This window comes from Sporosarcina sp. P17b, assembly GCF_002743115.1.
Lineage (GTDB): Bacteria > Bacillota > Bacilli > Bacillales_A > Planococcaceae > Sporosarcina > Sporosarcina ureae_C.
The window spans coordinates 1-16,705 of record NZ_PDYP01000021.1 but is presented as its reverse complement, the minus strand read 5'-3'; the positions used below and the strand labels follow the sequence as shown (position 1 = coordinate 16,705).

Here is a 16,705-nt window from a genome sequence, read left to right as displayed (position 1 = left end):
ATTCGCTGCTTGCTTATTAGTTAAATACTTTTTCTTTGAACTGAGAAAGCTTTTCTAAAGATGACTTGTCAATATCAGCATGTAAACTGTTACCGTGAGAGTCCATTGTGACGACTGCAGTGAAGTCCTCTACGCGTAAATGCCATAGTGCTTCTGGAATACCGAACTCCAGTAAGTCGACGCCTTCCACCTCTTTAATACAGTCAGCATAATACTGCGCTGCACCGCCTATACCATTCAAGTACACACCGCCATGCTCTTTAAGAGCCGCAAGTGTTCTAGGTCCCATTCCGCCTTTACCAATTACCGCACGGATACCGAACTTTTTCATGATATCACCCTGGTACGGTTCTTCACGCATAGAAGTCGTGGGTCCCGCAGCTTTGATCTCATACTTACCTTCATCATTCTTTAGAACAACTGGTCCACAGTGATAGATGACTTGTCCATTCAAATCAACTGGTGCGTCATTGTCCATTAAGTGCTTGTGGATGGCGTCACGGCCTGTGTACATACGGCCAGAAATTTTCACCACGTCGCCAACATGAAGGTCGCGAACGTCTTCCTCTGAAATGGGTGCTTGCAAGTGTACGATACGTGCAGTGGATTTTGCTTCTTCAGCTGGCTGTTCGAATGCAATTTTCTCGCCTTCATTATAGTGCCAATCCATGATTTCGCCAGTTGTTGCATTGATGTTCACTGCCATACGGCGATATGCCCAGCAGTTATACGCTACAGATACGTAGAAGCTTGCGGGAATGCGGTGCATGACACCGATTTTACATCCTAATAATGTAGCTTCTCCGCCGAAGCCCATTGTTCCGATTCCAAGAAGATTGGCTTTTTCTAATACGTACTCTTCCAACTGCGCAAGCTCAGGAACTGGATTAACGTCCGTTACATTGCGGAAAAGTTGTTCTTTCGCCAAGTCATATCCAGATGAACGGTCGCCACCGATTCCGACACCGATAAATCCAGCAGAACAACCTTGTCCTTGTGCCTGGTAAACCGAGTGAAGGATACATTTGCGAATACCGTCTAAATCGCGTCCTGCACGACCAAGACCTTCTAATTCAGTAGGGAGACTGTACTGGATGTTTTTGTTTTCACATCCGCCACCTTTTAAGATTAATTTTGCTTCTATGTAATCTTCTTCCCATTGTTCAAACTTTACAACGGGCAAGCCAATACCTAAGTTATTGCCGCTGTTTTCACCAGTCAATGAATCTACAGCATTTGGACGGAGCTTTCCTTTTTCCGTAGCTAACTCCAACGCGCGTACAATTGCCGCTTTGATTTCCAATTGGTTTACCCCGATTGGTGTTTTGATCTTGAATGTAGGAAGGCCTGTATCCTGACAAATTGGAGATAGTTTATCATCTGCCATATTGATGTTATTTGCGATCGTATCCAAACTCATAGCAGCGCTTGTTCCTTTGTTTTCTTTTTCCTTTGCGGAAAGGATTGCGCGTCTAACGTCCTTTGGCAAGTTTGTGGACGTTTCACAAACTAGTTCATAAATACTCTTCTCAATTGTCTCTATGTACATCTCAAAATCCCCCGTTATTATATGTTATTTTTTCGAACTATCCATCTGTTCTTCTAATTCATCGAGTAACATGATTAGACGATCTATATCTTGGAGGTCCGTGTGTTCAGGTTCAATCGCTTCTAATGTTTCGATGAATTGATTGAATCGATTCTTCAGTTCGAAGACTTGTTCGTTATTTTGTGAGTTATCCATACGTACACCTCTTTCTATCATTGATATCGTATACGAAAACACTGTTTTTTTCAATCTGATTTTGTTGTGCGTACTACAAACAACAAATAAAAAAGAAAATAGTAGAAATTTCATTAAAACACTTTACAATTAACAGAATAGTTGTTATAGTAAGTTTAATCAAAAGAAAAGGAGGTCGTAGTTATAGAAACGAATCGAATCCTAGACACATAACAACGAAGGAGGGGATCCGTAACAGTCCAACGGCAGTGAATAAGTTGGATAACTACGAATATAAACATGCAAATTGAAGATGAATCAAATAATTAGAGACCTTATCTGTTGGCAGTAAACAAACAGATAAGGTCTCTCATTTATTGTGTAATTTTATTTCCTTTTTCATATTCCTTCACTAATTGATCTAATGAATGGAATTCATATCCCTGCTTCTTAGCATCTCGAATGAAATCGGGAAGTGCCTCTGCATTATCAGCTGCTACGGTATGCATAAGAATGACAGCGCCCGGGTGTAATTGATTCATCAATTCATTATAGGCATACGCTTTTCCTTTTCGCTGGTCACGGTGCCAGTCAATGAAGGCAACAGACCAGAAAATATGTCTGTATCCCAGTTCGTTCCCTTTTTCTAGTAGCTTCGCATTGAATGTACCCTCTGGTGGCCTTGCGTAGATCGTTCTCTTTAGACCAGTAGTAGCGTATACAATTTCATCTAACCTCTTCCACTCATCTTCCATCTGCTGTTCGGTTATATTGGCCATGTTCGGGTGATCATATGAATGATTCCCAATTCCATGACCATCCTTTACCATACGCTTTACTAAATCACTTGCACTTTTTACATAATGCCCAGTCAAGAAAAATGTGGCGGGTGCTTTCTCTTTTTTTAGTGTATCTAAAATGCTTTCTGTGTATCCGTTCTCGTATCCGTTATCGAACGTTAGATATACAACTTTTTTATCGTCCTTCCCTTTATAGATTGCACCGTAATCATCAAGCAATTTATCCAATTCTGCTCCTGCGGAAGGAGGAACTCCCTCAGTTGCCTTCTTAAATCCCCAATGAAAAGCTTCAGCCTGGACAGTGAAGGGATTCATCACAACGCCAACGATCAGTAAACAAGATGCCAGTAGAAATCCTGACAGATGTTGAGTCATTAAGCATCACTCCTTTTTACTAAGCATGTACCAATCCACTCTTTGTATGTAATGAAATAAAAAATGTTTGTCAAAACGTGAAAACGTCTTAACAAACATTGGATATCATTTTAGTAAATTTTCAAGTGCTGGTCGTAATGAAGGGTAATCGAACGTAAACCCATGGGCTAACAACTTTTTCGGTAGTACATGCTGACCTTGCAAGACGACGATACTTTTTTCACCTAATGCAACTTCCATAGCAAAACTTGGTACTGGGAACCAGTGTGGACGATGCAATACTTTGCCGATTGTTTTGCCGAAAGCATTCATATGCATCGGACTTGGTGCCACTACGTTAACGGGACCTTCAACATCATGATTCTCTATGGAAAAGAGGATGGCGTTAGCCACGTCTTCAACATGCACCCATGAGAACCATTGATTGCCCGAACCGATTTTACCACCGGCAAATAATTGATAAGGAAGTTTAATAAGTGGAAGTGCACCACCATCTTTACCGAGCACAATACCGAAACGAGTATATACAGTACGTACACCTAATTCTTTCGCTTGCCCTGCGAGATTTTCCCAGTCATGTACGGTTTGTGCGAGAAAATCATCCCCGACTGCAGTAGAATCTTCAGTGTACTCAGCAGTGAGCGATGTAGGATAAATCCCAATAGCACTTGCATTCACTAAAACACGTGGTTTCTCAGGAAGCGTACGCATAATACGCAATACTTCTTGCGTAGCTGTTATTCGACTATCGTGAATCTGCTTTTTTCGCTCTTCCGACCAACGACCATCATCAATTGACACGCCTGCTAAGTTAACAAATGCATCTACGTGCCCCAATTCATTTTCGGGTGAAGCATGATCAGTCAACCATTGAACATAATGAACATCATTATGTTGTGATGAAGGCTTACGCGTTAAAATAATTACTTCATGACCCTTTAGCTTTAATTTCTCAGTTAAGATACTGCCAATGAATCCAGTTCCCCCTGTAATAACCACTCTCATAATGGTTTCCCTCCATTCTCTTGAAAATTAGTACACTATTGCTGACCACCACCGCAAGAAGCGGTATACTTAGACAAAGTAGGTGATGGAAACGTGCCGCTTATTACCAAAATATCACAACAAAAAAGAGATAGCGAACGTTATAATATTTTCCTTGATGATCAATATGCATTTAGTGTCCATGAAACAGTCTTAGTGAAATTTGAACTCACGAAAGGCATGGAATTGGACGATTGGTCTACGGACGAGATTGTTTATTCAGACCAAATTGAAAAAGCATTTAACCGTGCTTTACATTTTTTATCGTTCCGAATGCGAAGTGAAATGGAAGTTAAGAAGAAATTGCTTGAAAAAGAATATGGAGAAGCGGTTGTTCTAGAAGCTATCGTCAAATTAAAACGGCTTGGCTTTTTGAATGATGAAGCATTTTCGGAAGCACTTGTACGCACAGAAAAAAATAGTACGTTAAAAGGCCCGAGAGCTATTCAGCAATCTCTCTATAAAAAAGGTATACCCAAAGAACTGCAAACTCAAGCATTGGAGGAATATACAATGGAAGATCAAATGGCTAATGCCATGAAACTGGCTGAAAAAACGATGCGATCGAATAGTTCACAGCCACCAGCACAAGTTAAGCAAAAAATACAGAATTCATTGGCTAGAAAAGGGTTTTCTTATCAGCAGATTTCGGAAGTTCTCAGCAATTTAACAATCGAGCGGGATGAAGAAGAATGGTCCGACATTACGTCTGCATTCGGTGAGAAAGCATGGAGACGCTACCAAAGTAAATACTCAGGATCCGACCTTAGACAACGTGTGAAGCAATCGATGTATCAAAAAGGTATTCCATTCGGTCAAATCGATCAATTTATTGAACAGAAAAGGAATGAAGAAGATGGATACTGAAAAACATTATAGTGACATGAATGAAAACGAACTACGTAGCGAAATCGGTAAATTGATGGAAAAAGCGCGTAAAGCGGAACAGATGGGGATGCTCAGTGAATATGCTGTTCATCAAAGAAAAGCAGTTCTAGTGCAATCATATCTTGTGGATCCTGCTACGATTAAGCCTGGTGAAATGTATCGTATTGAAGGAGACGATGGCGTGTTCTTTCAAGTGGATTATCTAAAAGGGCTATTCGCATGGGGGTATCGCTTAGGCGGAGACAAAGCTGAAGAGGCATTGCCACTTGCGATGTTGAAAAATATAAAAAGCGGAAAATAAAAAAAAGAGCGCTCGTGCTTAATGCACGAACGTTCTTTAATTATTAGGAGCAAAATTAAGTTTTTTACGTAGTTTTTCCTCTGAGAAAATCCACCCAGTATAGGAATTCACTACTTCTAAATCTTCATTGACATGTGCTACCGCTACGAATGGATAGTAACCTTTACTTCGGTAACGTAGATCTATCAAACGAACTTCGTAAATAGCCGCTTCTTCTGAAATTGACCAACGATAGAGAGGCGAAAACGAAGTGAAAGCCTGCATGTTCGGATCTTCCAACGCCGCTTCAACTTGAGGTGACATTGGCATAGTTTCACGTTTGAAACGTTCGTAAATAGTAATGGAACGCCCGTATGCTCGTCCTACATAATGATCAACCTCTGTCGTTGCAGCAATTCGCCACTGAAAGAAGTTCATCGTAGGTGCAGTGAATATATGCGTCGCATTCGGAATCGTCTTCTTTACAGCATTTTTTACTGCGCTCTTTACTGCAAAACGCAATAGGTAATAGAAGAATAAGACGATATACAATATAGACATTGTCAAGACAGGGTCTGTACCGAACACCCACGCCAAGATTGCCACTACATGAAGTCCGAAAATAATCGGATCGAATGTATTGATCACACCTATGGCTACCCACTTTTGTGAGAATGGCCGAAGAGCCTGAGTGCCATACGAGTTGAAAATATCCACAAAGACATGCGTGAATACCGCTAAGAATGTCCATGCCCATACATGAAGGAAAATAGCACCCGGCACAATGAAGGTCAACAGTATGGAGATCAATAACGGCCACAGCATAACCGCTGGAACCGAATGTGTAATGCCTCGATGGTTAGTTAAATAAACTGCGTTGTTTCTAAGTTTCAGAACCGTATCTATATCGGGAATGAGTGAACCAACCATAATACCAGCAAAAACAGCGCCCATCGTGGCAGGTTCAGTTGCTACGACTGAGTCGGCAAGGGCCAATCCACTAATCGCAACACCCATTGCAATATGTGTGCCTGTATCCAAATTATCACTCCTTTACTGAAAGAGTTATATACTACTTATAATTATATACCCTTTATTATCATAACTAAAAGCATTTACATGAAGAAACGAGGTCCATATGCAAATCATTGAACAAAAGAAAGCATTCCAAGATGCATTATTGACTTGGTATGAAGCCGAAAAGCGAGACTTGCCTTGGAGAAGAACCGATAATCCATATTATATTTGGGTTTCGGAAGTCATGTTGCAACAAACACGAGTAGATACCGTCATTCCGTATTATGAGCGTTTCATCGAGAAATTTCCAACTATGCAAGACCTGTCAACTGCACCTGAAGAAGATATTTTGAAAATGTGGGAAGGGCTTGGCTATTATTCCAGAGTGCGTAACTTGCAGTCGGGTGTGAGAGAAGTCGTTGAAACATATGGCGGGAAAGTTCCGAACAATCGTAAAGAAATATCTACGTTAAAAGGAGTAGGGCCTTATACAGCAGGCGCTATCTTGAGTATTGCCTATGGAGTACCTGAACATGCAGTTGACGGAAATGTTATGCGGGTATTGTCGAGAATATTGTTGATTGAAGAAGATATTGCATTGCCCCGTAATAAAAAGTTGTTTGAACAAGCTGTGATGGAATTAATTTCGGAAGAAGATCCCTCTTCGTTCAACCAGGCACTTATGGAACTCGGTGCGACAATATGTACACCGAATCCTCATTGTTTATTATGTCCTGTTAGGGAATATTGCATCGCATTTGAAGAAGGAAAACAACAACAATTGCCAATCAAGATAAAAAAGCAAAAAATGAAGCACGTTTCGCTTGCTGCATTTGCGATTCAAAATAATGAGGGGAATTGGCTGTTACAGAAACGTCCAAGCACCGGATTGCTTGCAAGTCTTTGGGAATTTCCAATGTTTGAACTTCAGGAAACTTCTACAGTCGAAAATTTTGAAAAAGAGAATGGATTGAAATTAAAAAACATGCAGGAGCTACCGCGAGTTCAACACGTGTTCTCTCATATAACTTGGGACATCCATGTATATCGTGCACAATTGGAGAGCGAACATGCGGAAGATGATTTACAGTTTTTCACGAAACAACAAGTAGAAGCACTACCAAAATCAAAACCTGTGCTGAAAATTATCGAGTTGCTGGAATGGTAAAAACTTCTTCATTCACTTTGAATAAAAGTCTAAGCTATTGGACATCATAGTGATTACGGAGGTGAATAATCTATGCCTAAGCAACCAAAGCGTAACGCACAACAAGATCCATCTATGACAGATGCGAATCAAGTGAAGAAACAGAATGCGCAATCTGCAATGCAACAACCGATGAATGAAGAGTTCGCTTCCGAGACGGACGTTAATCAAGTTCGTCAGCAAAACGCGCAATCTGCAATGAACATGCAGTCTTCTTCCGCGACGCAGTCCTCCATGAACGAGGAATTCGGATCTGAAACAGATGTCAATCAAGTGAAACAAGAGATCAACAAAGCAGAAGCTAACAAACAAAAAGCTTCTGGAGCACGTGCGAACCAATATAAAGGTTCAAACTAAGCATGTACATCAAGAACCGGTAGAAATGGCTAACATAAGCCATTTCTACCGGTTTTCTTGCGTGAATAAACGTGCTGTGGACCTAGTTAATTCAATCAATTACAAAATAGATGGTTGAATCGTTTTAAATTTGGGAAAGCAGTTGGTATAATGGACAGATAGCAAGAGCGGCAAGGCTCAAAGGTGGTAGAGAAAATGGCAATTCCAAAAGAAGGAGATACAATACAGATACACAGCTACAAACATAACGGCAAAATTCATCGTGTTTGGCAAGAGACACTTGTATTAAAAGGTACACGGAATATCATCATCGGTGGAAATGAACGTACGCTTGTGACAGAATCGGATGGTCGCACATGGCTGACACGTGAACCATCCATTTGCTATTTTCATGCGGAAAACTGGTTCAATATCATTTGTATGTTACGTGAAGACGGTGTGTACTATTATGTCAACATAAGCTCACCATTCGTTTATGATGAAAAGTCCTTAAAGTATATCGATTATGACTTAGACGTAAAAGTATTTCCTGACATGAGTTACTTGATTCTGGATGAAGACGAATATGCAGATCATAAACGTCAAATGAATTATCCGGAAGTTATCGATCAAATCTTGCAGGATAACTTAACGAAACTCCTTGGTTGGATCAAGCAGAGAAAAGGTCCTTTTGCTCCCGATTTCATTGATGTCTGGACTTCGCGTTATGAATTTTATAAGCAAATCCAAGAAGAACAAAGCTAGACCTGCTTGCACTCGTGCAAGTCAGGTTTTTTTAGTAGGAGGAACAAAATGGGTGAGAGTATTAAACGTTATCTTCAATTTGTAAAGCCTTATAATTGGCAAATTGTCTTCACTGTTCTCATTGGTGTCGTAAAATTTGCTATTCCTTTATTTCTACCCTTATTAATTAAAATCGTCATCGATGACATCATCGGTTCGCCGACGATGAGTGATCCAGAAAAGACTAAGCAGTTATTTTATTGGCTTGGCGGAACAATCATCGTGTTCTTCTTAATCCGTCCACCTGTTGAATATTATCGTCAATACTACGCACAGCTAGTCAGTAATAAAATATTATTCGATATCCGTAAATCACTGTATAGTCATTTACAGAAGCTTGGTTTACGATTCTATTCGAATACACGCGCAGGTGAAGTAATCTCGAGAGTCATCAATGACGTGGAACAAACGAAAAACTTCGTCATGATTGGCTTGATGAATGTCTGGCTCGACTTGGCTACTATTATAATCGCCATAGCAATTATGCTGACACTTGATGTGCAACTGACACTGGTAACATTATTGGCATTTCCATTTTACGCATTTAGCGTCAAGCACTTCTTCGGCAAATTACGCCAATTGACACGTAAACGTTCGCAGGCACTTGCGGATGTACAAAGTTATCTTCATGAGCGCGTGGCGGGTGTTAGTATTATCAAAAGTTTTGCGATAGAAGATAAAGAACAGGAACGTTTCGATGAAGTGAATGGTAAATTCCTAGAGCGTGCAATCGAACATACACGTTGGAATGCAAAAGCTTTTGCGGTTGTCAATACGATTACTGATGTCGCACCACTTCTCGTCATAGGCTATGCAGGTTACCAAGTAATCAACGGTTCATTATCTGTAGGAACAATGGTTGCGTTCATCGCATTTATCGAAAGATTATATTCACCGTTACGTCGTTTAGTTAATTCATCCACATCATTGACGCAGTCATTCGCTTCGATGGACAGAGTATTAGACTTGATGAATGAAAAATATGATGTTGTTGATAAAGAGAATGCAAAAGAGTTACCATCGATTGCTGGAGAGATCGAGTTTGATCGTGTTAGCTTTGCATATGAAGAAGATGAAGTACTGAAAAATATTAGTTTGAAGATCCGTCCTGGTGAAACAGCCGCACTTGTTGGTATGAGTGGTGGCGGGAAATCAACTATTATCAGTTTGATCCCGCGATTTTATGACGTGACGTCTGGTGCTATTCGCATCGACGGCCATGACATCCGCGACGTAAAGGTTAAATCGCTTCGAGATCAGATCGGTATGGTACTTCAAGATTCGATTCTGTTCAGTGATTCTGTCAAAAGTAATATTTTGATGGGGAAGCCAGATGCCACAGATGAAGAAGTCATCGCTGCAGCAAAAGCCGCAAATGCGCATGACTTTATTGAAACATTGAGTGAAGGATATGATACCAGGGTAGGAGAGCGCGGCGTGAAGTTGTCAGGTGGACAGAAGCAACGTATCTCCATTGCCCGCGTCTTCCTGAAAAACCCAGCATTGCTCATTTTGGATGAAGCAACGTCTGCCTTGGATTTAGAAAGTGAAGCGCTCATCCAAGATTCATTGGAACGCTTGGCGCACGATCGCACTACACTAATTGTCGCCCATCGACTATCTACCATTACACATGCGGATTGTATTTATGTAATAGACCACGGAGACTTAAAAGAATCAGGTACTCACCAGGAATTAATGAAACTAGACGGTACATATGCTGGTTTATACAATCGCCAAGAACTTGGTGGATAAATGAAAGGCTCAAGTCAATCGGTGTGTGTTCTATAACGAACGATCTGAGCCAATAAACTTCAATAATTGATAAAAATAAAAACGGCACAAGACTTTAAAAGTCATGTGCCGTTTTATTAATAGAATTCGTCTTCTAAAACATTCTCTTCGTCTTCATATCGTGATTGATAAGAAGTGATCAGCGTATCCAGATGTTCTAGCTGCTCCTCGTAATTCAGGATGGACGAGAGGACGTGAAGTAAATGATAAGAAGAAAATTCTTCTTCTTCATTAGTAATCGCAATTTCCTTAACGAAAATATTCATCACTTCTTGTCGTTGCATAAACTCGCTATGTGTTTCATCGTCGTCGTAATCCGCTTTTAGCTTACCAACGAATTTCAGATGAAGCTGTTCATGATAGACGAGTAATGACTCTAGACGCTCCTGAATCATCATTCGGAAGTGCTCTGGAAGATTGATGAGTTCATTTTCATACATATGCATCCTTTTGAGAACGTCATAACTACTCCTAGTTGTACCGATCAATTGTCGATAGACAACAAGCCGTCTCGCTTTTGCGGCAGTAGTTTTCTTGAAATAGCTGCGCTCTTCTTTAAATAATAAGTACAGCTGATCAATTTGAATCAGACGTTCCTTTAACTTACTCAACGATTTCTTCATAGCAGTATGTTCAGACACTTGACGACCAGCTAAACGCGTCCAACGAATAATTTCGTCCTGTGCCTGATGAATCGCCTGAAACAGTTTCGTTTCATATTTCGGTGGCATGAACACTAGATTCACAATGAATGCCGCCAGTACACCTACCAAAATAGTACCTACACGAAGGAGGGCAAATGTTAGGAAGGCATCATCTTTAACCTCCATCACTGCAATCATTGTAACGAGTGCAAGTGACATAGATTTTTCGAGGCCCAGTTTCAACATAATAGTCATAACGATGACAGCTGCCAAACCGACTATTATAAGTTGAGGACCAAAGATGAGAGTGAATAAGACTGCTATAGTGGCACCGATTAAATTACCTTGCAATTGTTCTACTATTGTTAAGTATGATCTGTAAATAGAGGGTTGGATTGCGAAAATAGCTGCAATACCTGCGAACACTGCTGTAGGTAATTCTAATAAATTTGCGAGAAACAGAGCAAATACAATCGCAATACCCGTCTTAAAGACGCGGGCACCAAGTTTCATTGGGTAATTCCTTTCCTAAAAGCTCTTTTATGCTTACTTTACAATATACGCATAAAACGGTCAATTGTTCTATTTTAAAGTGCTTTAAATGCGCGATCTACTGCTTCAAGTGTTTCGTTTATATCTGATTCAGTATGAGCGGAAGTTAAAAACCATGCTTCATACTTAGATGGTGCTAAGTTGATGCCGTTTTTCAGCATTTCTTTAAAGAAACGTCCGAAAATTTCACCATCCGTTGCTTCAGCTTGCTTGTAGTTTTCCACTTTGACGTCTGTGAAAAATAACGTAAGTGCGCCTCCAAGACGATTGATCGTCAATTGGATACTGTGTTTTTTAGCCAATTTCAGAATGCCGTCTTCAAGTAAACCGCCTAAGCGATCCATCTCTTCATAAATGCCTGGTTCTTGAAGCACTTCTAGACAAGCGATTCCCGAAAGCATAGATGCAGGATTTCCAGCCATTGTTCCTGCTTGATAAGCGGGGCCGAGTGGAGCAACTTGTTCCATGATTTCTTTTTTACCGCCATAAGCGCCAATTGGTAGGCCACCGCCGATAATCTTTCCGAATGCTGTTAAATCCGGTTGAAGACCGAGTAATGTTTGTGCCGCACCGTAATGGAAACGGAACGCTGTAATGACCTCATCATAGACAGTCAGAACGCCTTGCTCTTTAGCTAACTCATGAACAAGTTCCAAGAACCCTTCATTTGGCTCGACGATTCCAAAGTTCCCGACAATTGGTTCGATTAGAATACAAGCAAGTTCATCGCCCCATTGTTTCATCGCTTCTTTATAGCTTTCGGGATCATTGAACGGAATCGTGATGACCTCTTTCGCGATAGAAGAAGGTACGCCTGCGGAGTCCGGTGTGCCTAATGTAGCGGGACCTGATCCAGCAGCTACTAATACAAGATCGGAGTGACCGTGATAGCATCCTGCGAACTTCATAATCTTCGTACGTCCAGTAAACGCTCTCGCTACACGAATGGTTGTCATAACAGCCTCTGTACCGGAGTTAACGAAACGAACTTTGTCCATTCCGGGAATTGCTTCTTTTAACATTTTTGCGAATTGTACTTCGTGGCGTGTCGGTGTTCCGTAAAGCACACCTGTTTCCGCTGCTTTTGTGATCGCTTTTGTAATGTGCGGGTGCGCATGTCCTGTAATGATTGGACCATATGCTCCCAAGTAGTCAATATATCGATTCCCATCAACATCATAAAAATAAGCGCCTTCTGCTCGTTCCATAACAGTAGGTGCACCTCCGCCAACCGCTCCGTATGCTCGGGCAGGGCTGTTCACGCCTCCCACAATATGTTCACATGCTTCTGCGTAGATTGCCTCTGAATTTTTTCGGTTCATTAGTAATTCCTCCAAATCATTTATACGTTATCCATTTTAGCATTAATCGAAGTGAAGTCTCTACCTTCAGAGTGAAGTATAGGTAAATTGTAAAATTCAAATACTTCCGATACGATAAGTGTGGAGAGAGTAAGTACACTATTCGTTTATATATATTAGAGGAGGAATTCAAATGGAAAATTTAGAAGGAAAACAAGCACCAGCATTCTCATTATCGAATGAAAATGGAGAAATGGTTTCATTAGATCAATATAAAGGAAAAAGCTATGTAGTTCTGTATTTTTATCCGAAAGATTCAACGCCTGGTTGCACGACGGAGGCATGTGATTTTCGTGATGCGCACGCGAACTTTGAAGGACTGAATGCTGTAGTGCTGGGTGTGAGTCCGGATCATGCAGTATCTCACCAAAAGTTTATCACAAAGCATAGCTTGCCGTTCTCCCTACTAGTAGATGAAGACCATGCTGTAGCTGAACAGTATGGAGTTTGGAAACTAAAGAAGAATTTCGGCAAGGAGTATATGGGCATAGAACGCTCGACATTTTTGATTGATCCAACGGGTACCGTAGTAAAGGAATGGCGAAAAGTTCGAGTGAAAGATCATGTAGCAAATGCACTAGCAACACTTGAGCAACTAACTAAATAGGAGGTTGTCACATGAAGGTACTATTCACATTTAAGATTAAAACTACATTTAAAGAGCAATTAAAAGAGAAGTATCCTAATGTCGAATTTATATATACTACAAATATTGATGATGCTTCATTGGAAGATATAGAGGTAATCGTGACAGATGGTGGAGATTTAACATCAGAACATGTCGAAAAAGCTACCGCGTTAAAATGGGTCATGGTAGCAGCGGTTGGAGTCGATACATTACCAATTGAAGCACTTCAGGAGCGCGATATTTTAGTTACGAATTCGCATGGTGTTCATAAAATGCCGCTAGCCGAATCTGTATTGGCACATTTACTATCCTTGGAACGTGGATTGCCAGGTATCTATAAAAGGGAGGATAAAAAAGAATGGAAGCTAGATTCTTTACCTGGTGAAATGAATCACTCCACTGCTTTAATAGTAGGAACTGGTGCAATTGGTGGGGAAATCGGACGCTTACTTCAGGCATTCCATGTCCGCACGATTGGCTGCAATCGTTCGGGTCACTCAAATCCTTCAATGGATGAAACAATTTCATTCCAAGAAATACTTGAGAGATTACCGGAAGCGGATTATGTCATCTCTATCTTGCCAAGTACGCCCCAAACAAGATGGATTTATCAGCCAGAGCATTTTCGTGCCATGAAAGAGACAGCGGTCTTTATGAATGTAGGTAGGGGTGACGCAGTGAAAGAGCAGTATGTGTTGGTTGCCTTGCAACAAAATGAAATTCGTCATGCGGTCCTTGATGTCTTTGAAACAGAGCCGTTGCCTGAAGATCATCCGTTTTGGGAATTGCCCAACTGTACAGTATCTCCGCATATGTCCAGTCTTTCCGATCAATATATCAAACGTTCACTTGATATCATGGATACCAATCTTGATAAGTGGGTGGCGGGGGAAAAGGACCTTATCAACCAAGTTGATTTAGCAAAAGGTTATTAATATAGCATAATCGGCAGAAATGTTGACAATACACCTCATAATTGAGTACACTAATTATAATGATTATAAAGAAGTAATTCTTATGAAGTGAGGTGCATTACGATGCCTGGAGTATTCTTAAAAGATGCGTTAGTGACATTGAAAGAAAGTGGTGTGAGAATAACTCCACAACGACATGCGATTCTTGAGTATTTAATCACATCCCATTCACATCCGACTGCTGATGAAATCTATAAAGCACTAGAATCAGATTTTCCCAATATGAGTGTGGCGACAGTTTATAACAACTTGCGTGTATTTCAAAGCTCTGGATTAGTCAAAGAGTTGACGTACGGAGATTCGTCAAGTCGTTTTGATTTCGTAACACATGACCATTACCATATTATTTGTGACGACTGCGGAAAGATTGTAGATTTCCACCATCCTGGTTTAGAAGAAGTAGAACGTCTTGCAGCGCATGTGACAGGATTCCAAGTGAATTCACATCGTTTAGAAGTGTATGGAACTTGTCCTGAATGTGCAGCGATGCAACAGAATCAAGCGAAATAAAAGAGTGTAACCCATTTGGGTTACACTCTTTTATTTTGTATTATTTTTCTTGCTTTACTTTTTTATTATACGCAATGTCGAATTCTTTACCTTCAAGATTGGGGTCGAGTGTCAACGGCTCGCGACAATGTCCGCACATATCAACTCGTCCAAGCACTTTTGTATGCTTGCCGCAATTTGGACACTGAACTCGTACAGCCCGTGTAGAAAGGGTACCGATCCACGCATACACCACTGTACTACCGATAATTGCAACCATGCCCAAAAACATAAAGATCAACATAACTACTTCATTAGAACGGAAGAATATTCCGATGTACATAATGACGACTCCGATGAAAATTAGTGACAAGGCAAATGACCGAATACGATTTATTTTATTTTTGTAAGGCTTCATCTCAAGTTTCCTCCTAACGCTATCCTCACCTAATATATCATATTATTATTTAATTGCAGTACAAACTCCCTTTAAATTAAAGGATTTTATGTGAAATTCGTCGAAATAGAGTATTCGAGACTATCTATAGAAAACTGGGAGGCGAGAAAGTGGAACAAATGCTACGGCCAGTATACCAAGAGAGAGCGAGCTTGCCCGAGACGTTAAGTGTCCTTCTCATTGGCAATCAAAGAGAAGATGATCCGATTACGGATACATTTGATGAAATCTTATTCATCATCACTTCAAATAATGAAATACCGATTCAGACAAAACACTATACAGATGGCAAGCGTAAAGCAGCCATGCATATCATTAGCGAGCGCCAACTAACACACTGGTTACTTGTGGGAACCAATAAGAAAATCATTGATTGGTTAATCCTCGGCAAGTTATATTTTGATCGAGATGAATATGGGGAGCAGCTGAAACAGCGTTTATCCGAAGAACCGTTATTCGGTAGAGGGATTAAAATGGGGATGGAAATGGCTAAAATGATTCGCGCTTATAATGAAGGGAAAATTCATTTCGAAAGAAAACAATACATGGATTCCTATCTATTCGCGATCAATACACTGCATAACTTAGCTAGGTTCGTCGCTGTTAAGCATAACGTTTTACCTGAAAACACTGTGTGGGCGCAAATGAAGAAAATAGATCCAGCTGTTTTTAAGTTGTACGAAGAATTAATTGGAAGTGAAGAAGAATTAGAGAAACGTCTAGATTTAGTGTTCTTGGCAAGTGAGTTCTTTATTCATAACTACACAAGTGAAGCAGCAACACATTTATTGGATATTATGAGCGAAAGAGAATCTTGGACTATCCAGCAATTGCATGAACAAGACGAGTTGGCGTTGTATTCCTCGGATTTAGAGTTCTTTATTGAATACTTAGTGGATAAGCATTTAATTGAGATCACACCAGTACCGTCTAAAAATGATTTGCTATTCCACAGAGAGTACCGTATTATAAGGGCTCGGTGACTGTCGTAGAGCGGTTCTTCGATCGCTCTATAATTTTTTTGGAATAGTTGTTGACATATTCTTTAACGCCATGTTATTATAATAAATGTCGCTTGGGAGAAACGTTCTAAGCAACACGAACAAAACATTCGAAAAAGAATTTTAAAAAAGACTTGACGAATGAGAGTAAGATGAGCTATATTAGAGAAGTCGCTTTTACAAGAAGCGCAAAACACGAACCTTGAAAACTGAACAGCAAAACGTTAACGAAATACAGTTTGTGCCTGGCTTGCCAGTGACATAAACAAAAATGAGTATCTTAATTGATGCCAGCAAATGAAACTCGAGCTAATCGAATTTCTCTTATGGA

Annotated in this window: 18 protein-coding genes; 10 read left to right on the top strand and 8 right to left on the bottom strand. The window is 40.4% G+C overall.

The genetic code is table 11. The annotated features are described in order from the left end of the window. Window positions 1-16: 16 nt before the first annotated feature. The 4 genes from CSV76_RS15570 to CSV76_RS15555 form a co-directional block, all read right to left on the bottom strand. Window positions 17-1,549: a fumarate hydratase gene (locus tag CSV76_RS15570; RefSeq protein WP_099626175.1), complete on the bottom strand. Its 1,533-nt coding sequence runs from the start codon at window positions 1,547-1,549 to the stop codon at window positions 17-19. Window positions 1,550-1,573: 24 nt separating this feature from the next. After that, window positions 1,574-1,744, bottom strand: coding sequence for an SE1561 family protein (locus CSV76_RS17610; protein ID WP_099626174.1), 171 nt, complete (start codon window positions 1,742-1,744; stop codon window positions 1,574-1,576). 353 nt (window positions 1,745-2,097) lie between these two features. Continuing rightward, window positions 2,098-2,898, bottom strand: coding sequence for a polysaccharide deacetylase family protein (locus tag CSV76_RS15560; protein WP_085427044.1), 801 nt, complete (start codon window positions 2,896-2,898; stop codon window positions 2,098-2,100). Window positions 2,899-3,003: 105 nt separating this feature from the next. Further along, window positions 3,004-3,903 (bottom strand): TIGR01777 family oxidoreductase, encoded by a 900-nt coding sequence (locus tag CSV76_RS15555; protein ID WP_085427043.1) that lies wholly within the window; start codon window positions 3,901-3,903, stop codon window positions 3,004-3,006. A 93-nt stretch (window positions 3,904-3,996) separates the two neighbouring features. Here CSV76_RS15555 and recX point away from each other — a divergent pair, with 93 nt between their 5' ends. Together recX and CSV76_RS15545 are read left to right on the top strand one after the other, a co-directional pair. Continuing rightward, entirely contained in the window at window positions 3,997-4,809 is an 813-nt protein-coding gene (gene recX / locus CSV76_RS15550) for a recombination regulator RecX (RefSeq protein ID WP_099626173.1), read from the top strand. Beyond that, window positions 4,799-5,131 carry a YfhH family protein gene (locus CSV76_RS15545; RefSeq protein ID WP_085427041.1) on the top strand — a complete coding sequence of 111 codons (333 nt, stop codon included), beginning with the start codon at window positions 4,799-4,801 and terminating at the stop codon, window positions 5,129-5,131. Before recX ends, CSV76_RS15545 begins: the two co-directional genes overlap by 11 nt. Window positions 5,132-5,167: 36 nt before the next feature. On the opposite strand, the gene CSV76_RS15540 is transcribed toward CSV76_RS15545, so the two are convergent. Further along, window positions 5,168-6,151 (bottom strand): metal-dependent hydrolase, encoded by a 984-nt coding sequence (locus CSV76_RS15540; protein ID WP_099626172.1) that lies wholly within the window; start codon window positions 6,149-6,151, stop codon window positions 5,168-5,170. A gap of 97 nt (window positions 6,152-6,248) precedes the next feature. Between CSV76_RS15540 and mutY the strand changes: the two genes are divergently transcribed. From mutY to CSV76_RS15520, 4 genes are all read left to right on the top strand, one after another. Further along, entirely contained in the window at window positions 6,249-7,295 is a 1,047-nt protein-coding gene (gene mutY / locus CSV76_RS15535; RefSeq protein ID WP_099626171.1) for an A/G-specific adenine glycosylase, read from the top strand. Between the two features lie 72 nt (window positions 7,296-7,367). Continuing rightward, window positions 7,368-7,691: a gamma-type small acid-soluble spore protein gene (locus CSV76_RS15530; protein ID WP_085427038.1), complete on the top strand. Its 324-nt coding sequence runs from the start codon at window positions 7,368-7,370 to the stop codon at window positions 7,689-7,691. A 195-nt stretch (window positions 7,692-7,886) separates the two neighbouring features. Continuing rightward, window positions 7,887-8,435 carry a nucleoside tri-diphosphate phosphatase gene (ntdP, locus tag CSV76_RS15525; protein WP_099626170.1) on the top strand — a complete coding sequence of 183 codons (549 nt, stop codon included), beginning with the start codon at window positions 7,887-7,889 and terminating at the stop codon, window positions 8,433-8,435. Window positions 8,436-8,483: 48 nt separating this feature from the next. Next, window positions 8,484-10,229, top strand: a complete 1,746-nt coding sequence (locus CSV76_RS15520; protein ID WP_099626169.1) for an ABC transporter ATP-binding protein — start codon at window positions 8,484-8,486, stop codon at window positions 10,227-10,229. 116 nt (window positions 10,230-10,345) lie between these two features. On the opposite strand, the gene CSV76_RS15515 is transcribed toward CSV76_RS15520, so the two are convergent. Continuing rightward, window positions 10,346-11,425: an FUSC family protein gene (locus CSV76_RS15515; protein WP_085427035.1), complete on the bottom strand. Its 1,080-nt coding sequence runs from the start codon at window positions 11,423-11,425 to the stop codon at window positions 10,346-10,348. A gap of 74 nt (window positions 11,426-11,499) precedes the next feature. After that, entirely contained in the window at window positions 11,500-12,786 is a 1,287-nt protein-coding gene (locus CSV76_RS15510; RefSeq protein ID WP_099626168.1) for a glutamate-1-semialdehyde 2,1-aminomutase, read from the bottom strand. 172 nt (window positions 12,787-12,958) lie between these two features. On the opposite strand from CSV76_RS15510, the gene bcp reads away from it, so the two are divergent. The 3 genes from bcp to perR all read left to right on the top strand — a co-directional run bounded on the left by bcp (window position 12,959) and on the right by perR (window position 14,937). Continuing rightward, window positions 12,959-13,432, top strand: coding sequence for a thioredoxin-dependent thiol peroxidase (gene bcp, locus CSV76_RS15505; RefSeq protein ID WP_085427033.1), 474 nt, complete (start codon window positions 12,959-12,961; stop codon window positions 13,430-13,432). A gap of 11 nt (window positions 13,433-13,443) precedes the next feature. Then, window positions 13,444-14,388, top strand: a complete 945-nt coding sequence (locus CSV76_RS15500) for a D-2-hydroxyacid dehydrogenase (RefSeq protein WP_099626167.1) — start codon at window positions 13,444-13,446, stop codon at window positions 14,386-14,388. 102 nt (window positions 14,389-14,490) lie between these two features. Continuing rightward, window positions 14,491-14,937 carry a peroxide-responsive transcriptional repressor PerR gene (gene perR, locus CSV76_RS15495; protein ID WP_099626166.1) on the top strand — a complete coding sequence of 149 codons (447 nt, stop codon included), beginning with the start codon at window positions 14,491-14,493 and terminating at the stop codon, window positions 14,935-14,937. Window positions 14,938-14,977: 40 nt separating this feature from the next. Here the strand turns inward: perR and CSV76_RS15490 are convergent, their stop codons facing one another. Continuing rightward, a complete protein-coding gene (locus tag CSV76_RS15490) occupies window positions 14,978-15,334 on the bottom strand; it encodes a YgzB family protein (protein ID WP_085427030.1) in 357 nt (118 codons plus the stop codon). Window positions 15,335-15,492: 158 nt separating this feature from the next. On the opposite strand from CSV76_RS15490, the gene CSV76_RS15485 reads away from it, so the two are divergent. After that, complete coding sequence (locus tag CSV76_RS15485) at window positions 15,493-16,356, top strand: nucleotidyltransferase-like protein (RefSeq protein WP_369823355.1); 864 nt, start codon at window positions 15,493-15,495, stop codon at window positions 16,354-16,356. The last annotated feature ends 349 nt before the right edge of the window (window positions 16,357-16,705 follow it).

What these genes read in the sequence shown, in the direction of transcription:
- CSV76_RS15570 (WP_099626175.1), bottom strand. Translation starts at nt 1,549, where the DNA reads ATGTACATAGAGACAATTGAGAAGAGTATTTATGAACTAGTTTGTGAA.
- CSV76_RS17610 (WP_099626174.1), bottom strand. Translation starts at nt 1,744, where the DNA reads ATGGATAACTCACAAAATAACGAACAAGTCTTCGAACTGAAGAATCGA.
- CSV76_RS15560 (WP_085427044.1), bottom strand. Translation starts at nt 2,898, where the DNA reads ATGACTCAACATCTGTCAGGATTTCTACTGGCATCTTGTTTACTGATC.
- CSV76_RS15555 (WP_085427043.1), bottom strand. Translation starts at nt 3,903, where the DNA reads ATGAGAGTGGTTATTACAGGGGGAACTGGATTCATTGGCAGTATCTTA.
- CSV76_RS15545 (WP_085427041.1), top strand. Translation starts at nt 4,799, where the DNA reads ATGGATACTGAAAAACATTATAGTGACATGAATGAAAACGAACTACGT.
- mutY (WP_099626171.1), top strand. Translation starts at nt 6,249, where the DNA reads ATGCAAATCATTGAACAAAAGAAAGCATTCCAAGATGCATTATTGACT.
- CSV76_RS15530 (WP_085427038.1), top strand. Translation starts at nt 7,368, where the DNA reads ATGCCTAAGCAACCAAAGCGTAACGCACAACAAGATCCATCTATGACA.
- ntdP (WP_099626170.1), top strand. Translation starts at nt 7,887, where the DNA reads ATGGCAATTCCAAAAGAAGGAGATACAATACAGATACACAGCTACAAA.
- CSV76_RS15520 (WP_099626169.1), top strand. Translation starts at nt 8,484, where the DNA reads ATGGGTGAGAGTATTAAACGTTATCTTCAATTTGTAAAGCCTTATAAT.
- CSV76_RS15515 (WP_085427035.1), bottom strand. Translation starts at nt 11,425, where the DNA reads ATGAAACTTGGTGCCCGCGTCTTTAAGACGGGTATTGCGATTGTATTT.
- CSV76_RS15510 (WP_099626168.1), bottom strand. Translation starts at nt 12,786, where the DNA reads ATGAACCGAAAAAATTCAGAGGCAATCTACGCAGAAGCATGTGAACAT.
- bcp (WP_085427033.1), top strand. Translation starts at nt 12,959, where the DNA reads ATGGAAAATTTAGAAGGAAAACAAGCACCAGCATTCTCATTATCGAAT.
- CSV76_RS15500 (WP_099626167.1), top strand. Translation starts at nt 13,444, where the DNA reads ATGAAGGTACTATTCACATTTAAGATTAAAACTACATTTAAAGAGCAA.
- perR (WP_099626166.1), top strand. Translation starts at nt 14,491, where the DNA reads ATGCCTGGAGTATTCTTAAAAGATGCGTTAGTGACATTGAAAGAAAGT.
- CSV76_RS15490 (WP_085427030.1), bottom strand. Translation starts at nt 15,334, where the DNA reads ATGAAGCCTTACAAAAATAAAATAAATCGTATTCGGTCATTTGCCTTG.
- CSV76_RS15485 (WP_369823355.1), top strand. Translation starts at nt 15,493, where the DNA reads ATGCTACGGCCAGTATACCAAGAGAGAGCGAGCTTGCCCGAGACGTTA.